The following is a 12,542-nucleotide window of genomic DNA, read 5'->3' as shown; positions in this document are numbered from 1 at the left end:
TCACTCCCTGTTCTTTAGCGCATCTCCCATCCGTATGCGGTTTACCTTTCTAATGTGTCTTATGTTAATTAATAAATAAGAAATCATTCCTGCTAATATTACTTCAATCAACAGATACCAAGGAAGATAAAAAGGCAAATAACCTTCGACATCACTCATTGCATATACAAGCAAAGCCTTCATTACCTGCATCTCTAATGGAAGACATAAAATTAAGGATATCATTACCGTAAATGTTGATGCATTAAGATATAATCTTCTAATTTCCTTTGATTCATACCCAAACACTTTCATAAACGACATATATATGGCATTTTTATCAATTACAACCTTAGTCAAAATATACATAAGAACTATATAGATTAGCACTGAAAACGACTTTACCATTATCATCATATCATTCATAGATGCCGTCATCTGTTGTGCTGCATTTACCATATCTGATTTTGTTACAGTCATGGCTATATAATTTTCATCTATATCCAGTTTTTTGTTTGATAAATAACCATTATAATAGTTTGCATCCTTATTCAACAATTTGTTAAGTTTATTTTGGCTCATAAATATTGCATAGCCGGAATTATAATCTACTATGCCTGAAGATTTTAGTTTATATTTTATTTCCTTATCATAGGAATCTGTAAAAGTTATTGTATCATTTGTATTATAATCCAGTTTACCTGAAAAACCACTTCCCAGAAGTATTGAATTATCATCGGGTAATACTTTTGAAGAGAAATATTTGGAATTTTCCAATAATCCATATACTGTTACATCTACATCTCTGCTTCCCAGTTTATAAAACGTCTTAAACGTGGAGACTGTCATTTTCTCACCGCCATCAACTTCTACAGGAGATTTCAAAATATACTGATATTCTGACATCATTGTTTTATCAACAGTATCTACATAATTTTCTACGATAGGTAACAATCCTAAACCAAACACCAATAACAAGCTAGCAAAAAATATTCCAATGAAAAGCATTAAGAATATTGCTTTATTCTGTAAGATAATTCTTGTCTGAAATCTATGTATGAATTTCCAATTAGGAAGTTTAACAGGTTTCTTATTTGTACCTTTTTTTAAATCTTTACGTAAAAAACGAAGTGGAGAAATTGACAGTTTATTCCTTAGCATTAGATAATTAGTAGTTAACATAATAAAAACTGGAATCGCTGTAGTTAATATAAATGCATCCAAGTTCCAGCGCATATCAAGTGGAGCAAGACAGTAGCTATTATAATAAATTTTTGCAAAAGGTTTAACCATCAGCGTGTATCCAATAATGTTCCCCACAATTGCACTTGCAATTGTCACAATAACCGGGAGTGCTATGTAATGTTTAAGTATTTCTCCTTTTGTATAACCATTAGCCCGCAAGGTTCCAATTATAGAAGCTTCTTCATCAATTGTAGCATTGCTGATTATTCCAAATACAAATGCCATAATAGTGATTATGATAAAAATTAGTGTCTTCATCATTGGGATATCCCCACCAAAATCATTACTACAAAATGTTCTTGCTTGATTATCTTCGGCAGTTACGAAGGAAGATAGCATCTTTGTGGCTGCAAGCTTCTTCCTTATTTCATTATTGCGATTGCCAATTTCATTCTGTCCTAAATCACGCTCATTAAAATAATAAGAATATCGGTAAATCAAATTCTTATTTGCAAAGCTTTTAAATGCATCTGCATTCACAACAGCAATACCAAAATGAAGCGCATCCATGACCATTGTATTGTTACTCTTAAATAGTGAGGAATAGTCCGGCATGGATATCGTACCAACAACTTTAAACTTTATTCCATCCAATTTAAGACTATTACCAACTAAAATATTAGTATTTTTTGCAAACAATCTGTCTATTGCTATCTCATCGCTGTTTGACGGAAGCTTACCTTCATGAACGCTTACTGCATTAATGTAACTTCGATTCTTATACACACGCAAGTTCAAACCTTTATTCGTATTTATAGTAAAATCTTTAAAAAATTCTTTTTCAACAAAAGCTCCCTGCTCTGTTACTGTTTTTAGATTAGCTTCATCTAATTCATAGAATGATGTAAACTGACCATCTTCCACATGATTATCTTTCCAGTCCTGTTCCATCGTATATTTGGCGCTGTCAGATGCTACTAAAAACCCAGATCCAAAAATAATGGTCAATGTCATAAGGAGAAATATTGCCAAATATCTGCCTTTATTCTTTTTCAGCTCTCTTGGAAATCTTTTATTCAGCGGTTTTTTCATTTTCACTCTCCATTCCCATATGTACTCAGTTTGATTAATAAAATTTACTTACCACTCCAGATTACACGCAGATACGATATTTTCATTGATATAACTCTCTATGATCTGGCCATCACGCATTTTCATAACCTTATGTGCCATATGCCTGATTGCGCTATTATGGGTAACAATTATTATTGTATTTTGATACTTTCTATTAATAGTTTCTATTAGTTCAAGAATTTCCTTAGAAGTGTTATAATCAAGCGCTCCCGTAGGTTCATCACAAAGTAGTATATCAGGATTCTTAACAAGAGCTCTTCCGATTGCACATCTTTGCTGCTGACCACCTGACAACTGATTAGGCAACTTATCTTTATGCTCCCATAAGCCTAATGTTTTTATCAGTTCATCAATATTCAGTGGTTTCTTACTAAGATACTCACATACTTCAATGTTTTCTTTAACGGTTAAGTCAGGCACAAGGTTATAAAATTGAAACACGAATCCAAGATGCTCTCTGCGATACTGGCATAACAGCTTTTCCGTCATTTCTGAAGTACAGTCACCTCCAATATCTATACAACCGGAATCAGCCTTTTCAATTCCTCCAATGATATTTAACAACGTAGATTTTCCCGAACCGGAAGGTCCCAAGAGAACGCATATCTGTCCATTCTCCACTTCGCAATTTACTCCTCGTAAGACTTCAACCCTACTCCCTCCTTCTCCATAAAACTTACGTACATCATTTATAGATAATTTCATGTAAATCCTCCTTCAATTGAAAGTATATTCAACTGTATTATAGTTGAGTATATTTTCAACTGTCAAGAAGTATTTCTTGTTGATAAGTCTGGTGCAGATAGTCCCTTTGTAATAATATTCATTTATATATGTATATTGACTTTAATAATATTTAGTATATAATGAATTTTATTAAAGTAAATATGAAAGGAGATTTTAAATTGGATATTGATAAAATCCCTCTTTGGCTGCTTGCTCTGGAACCAGAGGATGCTACTTTTCTTAAAAATTTTGCTCTGAAGTCGGGGTCTTTAAAAGAGATAGCAAAACTATATGACGTTTCTTATCCCACTGTTCGGCTAAGATTAGATAAACTCATTCAAAAAATCGAAATGAACGACCAACAGGAAGAAGAACCTTTCCAAACCTTTATCAAAGGTTTAGCTGTTGATTCTCGAATTGATTTGGAAACCGCAAAAATCATCATTGAAAAATACAAAAAAGAAAAGGAGAAAAATAATGATTGATATGGTTATTGGTCTTAGCATTGCTGCAATATTGATGGCGGTAGAGTATTTCCTTAGTGCAAAGCTGAGAAACCCCATGTGGGGAGGAATTATTCCATTAATCCTAATAGTCGGCACCATTTACATTTTTGCAAGCAGCTTAATACAACCAAGCAAAAACTCACTCTTTCCATTCATCTTGCTTATTTCTTTTATGCTTGGAGATTGGATTTCCGGACGTGAAAAGTATAAAAAGAACCAGCAAAGAGAATTAGACAAAATGAAGGCAAAAGATATTGAAAATTAATATGAGTTAAATGTCAGACAACATATCTTTTGCTTGGAATGCAGTTTGATGGAAAATTATTTATTTAATATTTATTTTAAATTGGGCTTGAAATTGATTTTTAATGGCCTTATCCTTTATTTGAGGATATCCTTCATAACTTGACAGAAGGAGATTTAATTGTATGAACCAAGAAAAAATCAAAGAGTTTGAAAAGATAATCAGCGATGATTATAGCAATATTACGGGCATCGTTATTCAAAAAAACAGCATAAAATTATATGAAAATTACTTCAATGAATATACCTCAGATAACGCCGTTCATGTGTACTCGGTGACAAAGAGCATTATTTCGGCTTTGATTGGCATCGCCATTGATAAATGTGATATCAAAAGTGTAGACCAGAAGGTATTGGACTTTTTTCCAGATTACACTGTTCATACTGGAGAGAGAACAATACAAGACATTACTATTCGAAATTTACTTACTATGACTGCGCCATATAAATATAAAACAGAACCGTACGAGATGTTTTTCGCCAGCCGGAATCCCATTCAAGATGCGCTGGACCTATTGGGAGGGGATGATCCTATCGGGGAATTTAATTATTCAGCCATTGGAGGAACCCATATTTTATCAGGTGTCCTTGCAAAAGCGACTGGACGCTCCATACTTGATTTTGCCACAGAAAATTTATTCTCGCAGCTGGAAATCAGTGTTCCTCATAATGTTGTGCTGCGTAGTGAAGAAGAGCATTTCTCTGTTATGAACGACAAAAACACCCGTGGCTGGGCTGTCGACCCACAGGGGATAAACACGGCAAGCTGGGGACTTTTCCTGACACCTGTGGAAATGGCAAAAATAGGGCAATTATACCTGAATGGCGGAGTGTGGAATGGCAAACAAATCGTATCGGCGGGGTGGATATCAGAAAGCACAAGGGAGCATAGCCAATGTGTTCAATGGGGCAATCTGTCCTATGGCTATCTTTGGTGGCTCATTGATAGAGATAGTTATGCAGCTATGGGAGACGGAGGAAATGTGATTTATGTCAATACGAAAAAACAACTGGTTATTTCTATCGCTTCTCTTTTTACCCCGGAGGCCAAGGATAGAATAGAATTCATTAAGGGATATATTGAGCCAATATTTGAAAACTGACCATAGTTAATCCTGTCTTATAAGTCACATATAAGCAAAATGGGAAACCGAGAAAATTGGTTTCCCATTTTGTTTGCCTTAAAAATAGGGGTTGAAGTATAAATAATACTTGCTACAATTAGGATATCGGGCCCGAAAAGAATATAATGGAGGTTCAACATGAACAGTATAAAAGTATTTTCCATCGGAAGAATTAGTAATAAAAATGGTAACGTTTCGGTAACCCTTGAGCCAAAGTATGCGGCAGGCTTGAAAGGACTTGCTGATTATGGATACGCCCAGATTATTTGGTGGTTGGACGGCTGTGACAACCAGGCAGATCGAAATACACTTGTTGAATGCAAGCCTTACAAGAATGGACCGGAACAAATTGGCGTATTTGCACTCAGATCTCCTGAAAGACCAAACCCAATAGCCGTATCAAATGCCTTTGTCACTTATGTGGATGAAGAAAACGGTACTGTTGGGCTTGCGTATATTGATGCCAATGATGGAAGTATGGTACTTGATATCAAACCCTATACACCAAGCCTTGACAGAGTTGAAAGACCGATTACCCCTTCGTGGTGCCATCATTGGCCACAATCGGTTGAAGATAGTGGAGATTTTGACTGGGAAGCCGAATTCAATTTTTAAAGGAGAGGCAACATGGCATTAGCAGATTATTTTTATGATAAACCCACTATCGAAACTGATCGGCTTTTTATAAGACAATTGCAGGCCACTGACATCCCGGCTCTGAAAGAATGGATGCGGGATAAGTCCCTATACACTTATTGGGGAAAAGGACCTGGGAGGACGGATAAGAATCCTGAATTGTTATTTGAAAAAGAGGAAAAACCCACAAAGAGTTTTCATCTTGGAATTGTTATAAAAGATAATCAAAAAGCAATCGGTGAGTTATGGATTTATCTGATTGAGAATGACCGGATGGGAAAGGTAGCGATACGCCTCTCCAATGAATACCATGGGATAGGAATCGCTTCTGAAGCGTTAATAGCTGCAATCACGTTCTGCTTTGAAAACACGGAGCTTCAAAGGCTCTGGACCGATGTGGATGTCAGAAATGAAGCATCCGTCAAGCTTCTTGAAAAATGTGGTTTTTATAGAGAAGGCCTTATCAGGCAAGGCAAAATGGTCAGTACATGGTGTGATTATTACATCTATGGACTGTTGAAGACAGACCTTGCAAAGTAGTATTGAATTAAACATTATTGAGGGAGTGTCGCAAAACTACTGTAAAAAGCAACGCTGTAAATAATTTTGTGTATGAAACATAGGAAATACTCTTTTATGGTTAAGATGATATGCTCCCTTTATGGTAGACAGTTTAAATAATAAAACTGTTTCTAAAAGGGGGCATATTTATTTGGGAGAAAAGCTAAAATTTTAATAAATGAAAAATTAAGGGCAATCGAAGATTACTTGTCTGGCAAAAGAGGACCCTCTCAAATCTGTTTTGAACTGCAAATTAGTAAAAAATCCTTTTCTGATTGGCTCCGTATATATAGATTACATAGAGAACAGGGACTACAGACGTTATCTAATAATAAACTTTACTCTGAAGCGATTAAGTCACAGGCTGTCAAAGTATAATGCACCCCGTTGTCAAGACACAAATTTTTTAAGAGCTAGTGTGGTACATCCTGATATAGCTTCTCGTATTCGAGGCTTCGGAAGAAGCGTTCTATGACAATATTGTCAGTAGCCCTTCCTTTGCCATCCATGCTGATCCTAATATTATTGGACTTCAGAAGGTCAATGTATTTGTGGCTTGTGAATTGGCAGCCTTGGTCACTGTTTATAATCTCAGGCTTAGCCTTTGCAAATGCTTTCATCAAGCATCTGACAATGAATGCAGTATCAAGGGTATTGGATAACTCCCATGCAACGATACAGCGCGAATACCAGTCAATAACAGCAAACATGTACATCCAGCCATTTTTCATAGGGATATAGGTCAAATCGATACTCCAAACTTGATTAGGACGGGTTATTTCAAGGTTCCTAAGCAGATATGGATAGGTATGATCCGCCTGGCGTTTGATGTTAATTTGCTTATTGTTCCACTCAACCATTGAGGCACGATAGCTATATGAATTATTTGATTCCACATACAACTTAAATCTCTCAATACCGTGTCAGCTTTATGGGTTCATTATAACCTGAAATAGAAGAAATCTGCCCAAAACCATATAAGCGTAAAATACTATATCAGTGGGTTTAAACTTAAGGACCACATTAAGCACCACTTCAATATGCTCCTATGAAAAACTTTATTTAATCTCCTCAACACTTCCACTTATAACATCTACATTGAATTCCTTAAAGATATCTGAACCACTGGTACTTTCTTTAAATATACTGACTTTATATTTATTTGTTTTATCTGGACCTGAGCAATCAAAGGAAATTTCACCTATATCTGATTTGTAAATCATATCTCCACTTTCAACTTTATAGTCTACAACTGCATTATATTTTTTACCTACAATATCAATTGCCTTTTGAATTAAATCTGTTATTCCATTTGACTTTGTTAAAGTTACAACCAGCGCACCCTTTATATAGTTATTTTCTTTGTCTAATGTTGTTTTATATATAGTAAGTTTATTACCAATAATCTCATAAAGATATCTCATAGTCTCTTTTCCATTATTATCATTTACTATTATATAATTATATACTGCTTTCCACGGTGATGAATTTGGAAAAAGCTTTTCTATAAATGAAACTGAGAACTTAAATGTTTTATTTGGCCATGCAGCAATACCTCCATCTGTGAAAACAAATTCTTTATCTTGACCATCCTTATAAGTTCCTACCAATTGAAGCATTTGTACATATTGTTTAGTCTCATCAGTGGCCTTAACATACTTAACATTTTTATCATAATCAGAAGTAATATTTATACTTTTAAAATCATCGCTTATATTAAATGTAAAGCCAATATTTTTCTTATCGTCTCCATTATGAGTTATAATTAAATATGAATTATTATTTTCAAGATATCGTATACTACTTACTTTGTATGAGAGAGCTGTATCTGGAAAAGTGTCTATTAGTTTATAATCATTTCCCTCTTTCTCAATCATTATCGAACGCTGCACACCATTTTCTTTAATGGATTTTCCATCATTTAAATTATACCATTCACCTTGCAATTTATTTAATAATTCAGTCATTGTCAAAACAGTTGAACTCTTAGTTTGTGTAATAGAATTGTTTTCGTTAGTACTTACCTTAGCAGTAGTTTTAACTGACGAGCTAGTGTATTTTGTATTATTTAACACACTTTTACTTTTATTACACCCTCCTAAAATAGCTGTCAAACTTAAAAGTAAAGCTATTATTATTACTCTTCTTTTCATGATAATATTCATTCCTTTCATATTTATAAAAACTACTTGAAATCACTTTGTAATATTATCATACAAAATTTTCTAAACTTAATAATTACATCTAGTATACTTTATAGTTACAATTAGGTAACAAAATGTTTGTTTTCTGTTATTCACAAAAAAAATAATAAACCAGTATGCTAGCCTATTATTTTCTTTCACCTATTTAATTTATCCTCAATTTAATTATTACATTAGTTCCTTTATTTAACTCACTTTTTAGCTCTAAGCTGCCCCCATGTAATTTTATAATTTTATCACAAACAGCTAAACCTATGCCACTACCGGATTTTTTTGAATTACCTTTAAAAAACTTATCCTTAATTTTCGGAAGATCTTCTTTAGCTATTCCATAGCCATTATCTATTATTTCAATAATCAGCTCATTTTCTAAAGTAGAAACATTTATTAGTATGTTTGAATCTTTCGGTGAAAATTTCATAGCATTATCTAAAATATTAATAATTACTTGTTTAAATCTATTTCTGTCTACTGAAAACTCTGGGATATTTTCTGTAAATTTTGACTGAAGAGAAATTCTTTCTTTTTTTGCCCTTCCATCATATAATCTTAATATTTCTTCTATCTCTTCTTTTATATCAGTTTTTTCCATATTCAAAACCAGCTTATTGCCTTCTAATTTTGAAAAATCTAAAAGTTCATCTACCATATTTTTTAGTCTATCCGTTTCTCTTAATATTACTTTTAACCCTTTTTCAATTTCTTCTTTATCTTCAAAACTTCCGGTAATAATTGTTTCTCCCCACCCTTTTATAGCTGTAAGCGGAGTCCTCAATTCATGGGAAACAGAAGATATAAAATCATTTTTCGTCTCCTCTGCTTTCAAAATTTCTGAAGCCATATAGTTTAAAGTATCTGAAAGTTCTCCAATTTCATCATTATAATGTTTGTTTATCCTTTCATTGAATTGCCCTTTTGACATCTTACGTGCTATATCATTAACTTCTCTTACAGGTTCAATAATTGTTTTACTTAAAATAGTGCTTGATATAAAAATACAAATTAAAATAACAATTAATAAAGTCATTGATAAAAATAAATACTTTAAAATAAGGTTATTCACATCTTCTAAAGATGTAACAACTCTTATAACTGCTATTATATTGGAATCTAAATCCTTAAGTGCATTTGATGCAGACATAACTTTTTCATTAGTATCAAAGTTATTACCTGTCCAAGTTGATGCTTCACCTTTAAGTGCTTTCTGAAAATCATTCGTTTGTATTTTTTCAGCCGATACTATTCCACTGCTTAAAAGAATATTGCCTTTTTTATCTATAATTTGAATTTCTATATTTTGCTGTTCAGTATTATTTTCAACAAGTGGTGCTAATGAGTCACTAAGATTAGCATAATTTTTGTTTAAATATTGATCATAAAATGTTGCTGAAGATTGAGCTTTTTCATTAAGACTTTGTTCTACTGATTTATAATAATAATTTTTTATAGATATCATAAGAATTAATTCAACAGAAAAAAGTACTAAGCAAACACCGATTAAGTAATTTAAAAATAATCTCTTTTTAATTCCTTTCATCTTTACTTATCCTTTCCCCACTTATAACCAAAGCCCCTTACTGTATTGATATATTCCGGTGAAGAAGAATCATTTTCTACTTTTTGCCTTACTCTTCTCATATTTACATCTACAACTTTTATATCACCAAAATAGTCGCTGCCCCAAACACTATCTAGAATTTCATTTCTGCTTAAGACTTTCCCTTCATTTTTCAAAAAAAGTTCTATCAATAAAAATTCTGTTTGTGTAAGCTCAATTTCTTTATCTTCTTTGAAAAATCTTTTACTCTCCAAATCTAGTTTAAATATTCCCGAAGTTAATATCTTTTTATTTTCTATATTGTTTACATTATTTATTCTTCTTAAAATAGCATCTATCCTAGCAATTAACTCTATTGGACTAAAAGGCTTAACAATATAATCATCTGCTCCATAGCTGAGTCCTGTTACTTTATCAATTTCTTGACTTTTAGCCGTAAGCATTATGACTCCGATTGAAGAATTATTTTCCCTAGTCTTCTTTAAAACTTTATAACCATCAATGCCCGGAAGCATAATATCTAAAAGCATAATGTCTAAATTTTTTTCATTTTGTATAATGGCTAGTGCCTCTTCTCCACTTTCAGCTTCAACTACTTCAAATCCTGTTCTTTTTAAATTAATAACTATGAATTCTCTTATATCTTCTTCATCCTCTACAATTAATACACGTTTCATAATCTACTCCCTTTTTAAAATTTCCTTTAGTTTTCTATAATCTGCAGCTTATTATCTTTTACCATAATCTCTTTAGAAAAACTTTCTGATTTTACAAAAATTGCTTTGGAGCTTTTATTAACTACCTGTACAACTATAGAACATCCTTCAAAGCCAAGAAAATCAGCCTCATCTTTTTCACTTAATCCTTGCTTATCATCCTTGTATAAAGTACATTTTTCATCATTAAATACTATCAATTCCATTGTTCCATCCATATCTAAATCCTCTAAAATGAAATTGGAACAAGGCGCTGAAAATATTTTTTTGAAATCGCTTTCATTCTCTTTGTAAATACCAATATTCTTAATAGAACTCCCTTCCATCTTATAGTCTAGAATAATTTCATTTTTCCTGTCCCCGTCAACATCTTTAAAAGTTACTGATTCAATGGAATTACCGTATTCACTTATATATGCTTCATTAGTCCACTTATCTTTTATTTGTATTAATATAAGAAATCCTATTTTAGAATCATATGATTGCTTTCCTTCTTCTTTAAAAAAAATAATTGCTTCGTCTTTTTTATCACCATCAATATCTATATATTCAATTGATTTTTGATTTTCACCATAAGATGGGATAATTAATCTTGCGTCTTTAGGTATGAATTTACCCATAATTTCTGAAATTTGTGACTGTAAAGCTGATAACTTTGGAGGTTTCATAAGACTATCTAATTCATCTTTGTTAGAACATCCTGATGCAAATAATAAAAACATAGATATAACTATAACAACTTTAAATTTCATATAAAGTCCCCCTAAAATATCATTTATATCAATATTCTATGCCCAAGATATATGGAATTTTGAATACCCGAGTTCCTTTGCCAATGAGGTCAGTTGTTTCTTCATCAAAATTATTGTAAAGCTGCTTCTCAATAATATCAACCATCGCCTGTATGGTTTTACGCCATTCAAACACCTTATCACCACCTTGTAGGAACAGTATAGAACAAATCATTGGCTGAGTTTTGATTTGTGAGTTGTGAATATTCTTTTGTTATTACCCTTCAACCACCTTATATCCATCACATGTTACAACCAAAGCCTGATTATCCGTTAGAGGGATGTGTGGCAGTGGCAGATCTGTTCTTAGTTCCATATTCTCTGGGCAGTGGACCGAGAGATAAGCGTTAACCAGACATAGTCCCGCTGTGCTTTCGTCAAATGGGTTGCCTATGTTTGGAGTGGCAATGATACTGCCCGCGCTTACGCCAACGTAAACCTTGTTCGTGTAAACCATCTTTTTTATGATTATATCAAAGCCTGTCTCTTTGATTCTCCTGAGCAAATAACCGGTATCGCCACCCGTGAAGTAAATGACATCATATGTCATTGCGTCATCCTCGTATAAGCTACCGTCAATATCGTATGTAGTAATATTTTCGGGCAAAATACCAATATGGATTAGTTCCCTCCTGCACCAATCGTCCATTTCCTTTGCATCATTATTAACGGCTGTGGTTGGGATAAACAGCACTTTAGCATCGTTTGCAGACTTGCCAAGCATTTCACGGAAACAATCAGCAATATTCGACTTTTGCTTTCCGTCCATATCCTCAAATCCAGCCGAAGTGAGCAGAACATTCCTCCAAGCCGGTTTCCCGCTTTCAGCGGCCCAGCAGCGACAGACCTCTACCCGCGCACCTTGTGGCTTATCACCGTGTTCCGAGTCGAGATATGAATAGCCGTAAAGCTTGGCACATGGAATAATGTCACACTCACCGCAATGCATCAATCCTTTATCCTGACAGCATATCGCTATCGGACATTCACCGTGAAAGGGATGTCCCATTGTTTCTATGCAGCCGCCGCAGCCATTAGTTTCTTTCCACTCGCATCCGGTGCAGTGCAATCCACAACGTGAATCAATCATGTTTACCCCTCTTTCAATTTTCATAGCAT

Annotated in this window: 13 protein-coding genes and 1 pseudogene; 5 read left to right on the top strand and 9 right to left on the bottom strand. The window is 33.6% G+C overall.

All coding sequences use genetic code 11. The features are described from left to right. Positions 1–2,256: an ABC transporter permease gene (locus P0092_RS03130; RefSeq protein ID WP_004618964.1), complete on the bottom strand. Its 2,256-nt coding sequence runs from the start codon at positions 2,254–2,256 to the stop codon at positions 1–3. Between the two features lie 48 nt (positions 2,257–2,304). Then, positions 2,305–3,003 (bottom strand): ABC transporter ATP-binding protein, encoded by a 699-nt coding sequence (locus tag P0092_RS03125; protein ID WP_004618965.1) that lies wholly within the window; start codon positions 3,001–3,003, stop codon positions 2,305–2,307. A 200-nt stretch (positions 3,004–3,203) separates the two neighbouring features. On the opposite strand from P0092_RS03125, the gene P0092_RS03120 reads away from it, so the two are divergent. The 5 genes from P0092_RS03120 to P0092_RS03100 all read left to right on the top strand — a co-directional run bounded on the left by P0092_RS03120 (position 3,204) and on the right by P0092_RS03100 (position 6,133). Further along, the gene (locus tag P0092_RS03120) at positions 3,204–3,509 is read left to right on the top strand and encodes a DUF2089 family protein (protein ID WP_338054756.1); all 306 of its coding nucleotides are present in this window, start codon (positions 3,204–3,206) and stop codon (positions 3,507–3,509) included. Then, positions 3,502–3,795 (top strand): hypothetical protein, encoded by a 294-nt coding sequence (locus tag P0092_RS03115; protein ID WP_004618967.1) that lies wholly within the window; start codon positions 3,502–3,504, stop codon positions 3,793–3,795. Before P0092_RS03120 ends, P0092_RS03115 begins: the two co-directional genes overlap by 8 nt. A gap of 163 nt (positions 3,796–3,958) precedes the next feature. Further along, positions 3,959–4,936 carry a serine hydrolase domain-containing protein gene (locus tag P0092_RS03110; RefSeq protein ID WP_004618968.1) on the top strand — a complete coding sequence of 326 codons (978 nt, stop codon included), beginning with the start codon at positions 3,959–3,961 and terminating at the stop codon, positions 4,934–4,936. 159 nt (positions 4,937–5,095) lie between these two features. Further along, on the top strand, positions 5,096–5,572 hold the full coding sequence (locus P0092_RS03105; RefSeq protein ID WP_004618969.1) for a TrmO family methyltransferase domain-containing protein: 477 nt from the start codon (positions 5,096–5,098) through the stop codon (positions 5,570–5,572). A gap of 12 nt (positions 5,573–5,584) precedes the next feature. Further along, positions 5,585–6,133, top strand: a complete 549-nt coding sequence (locus P0092_RS03100) for a GNAT family N-acetyltransferase (RefSeq protein WP_004618970.1) — start codon at positions 5,585–5,587, stop codon at positions 6,131–6,133. Between the two features lie 452 nt (positions 6,134–6,585). On the opposite strand, the pseudogene P0092_RS03095 reads toward P0092_RS03100, so the two are convergent. From P0092_RS03095 to P0092_RS03065, 7 genes and pseudogenes are all read right to left on the bottom strand, one after another. Further along, positions 6,586–6,960: pseudogene (locus P0092_RS03095) on the bottom strand (transposase); the annotation flags it as partial. A 252-nt stretch (positions 6,961–7,212) separates the two neighbouring features. Further along, positions 7,213–8,328, bottom strand: a complete 1,116-nt coding sequence (locus P0092_RS03090) for a hypothetical protein (protein WP_276187063.1) — start codon at positions 8,326–8,328, stop codon at positions 7,213–7,215. Positions 8,329–8,503: 175 nt separating this feature from the next. Continuing rightward, a complete protein-coding gene (locus P0092_RS03085) occupies positions 8,504–9,895 on the bottom strand; it encodes a sensor histidine kinase (RefSeq protein ID WP_004618973.1) in 1,392 nt (463 codons plus the stop codon). A 2-nt stretch (positions 9,896–9,897) separates the two neighbouring features. Further along, on the bottom strand, positions 9,898–10,593 hold the full coding sequence (locus P0092_RS03080; RefSeq protein WP_004618974.1) for a response regulator transcription factor: 696 nt from the start codon (positions 10,591–10,593) through the stop codon (positions 9,898–9,900). Between the two features lie 26 nt (positions 10,594–10,619). Continuing rightward, a complete protein-coding gene (locus P0092_RS03075; RefSeq protein ID WP_004618975.1) occupies positions 10,620–11,384 on the bottom strand; it encodes a hypothetical protein in 765 nt (254 codons plus the stop codon). 28 nt (positions 11,385–11,412) lie between these two features. Beyond that, complete coding sequence (locus tag P0092_RS03070; protein ID WP_158498416.1) at positions 11,413–11,559, bottom strand: hypothetical protein; 147 nt, start codon at positions 11,557–11,559, stop codon at positions 11,413–11,415. Between the two features lie 81 nt (positions 11,560–11,640). Next, positions 11,641–12,513 carry a Type 1 glutamine amidotransferase-like domain-containing protein gene (locus tag P0092_RS03065; RefSeq protein WP_040758708.1) on the bottom strand — a complete coding sequence of 291 codons (873 nt, stop codon included), beginning with the start codon at positions 12,511–12,513 and terminating at the stop codon, positions 11,641–11,643. Positions 12,514–12,542 lie beyond the last annotated feature (29 nt).

Origin of the sequence: Ruminiclostridium papyrosolvens DSM 2782, from assembly GCF_029318685.1 — a bacterium.
GTDB lineage: Bacteria > Bacillota > Clostridia > Acetivibrionales > DSM-1351 > Ruminiclostridium > Ruminiclostridium papyrosolvens.
The sequence above is the reverse complement of the archived record's forward strand: the minus strand, read 5'-3'. Positions and strand labels throughout refer to the sequence as shown.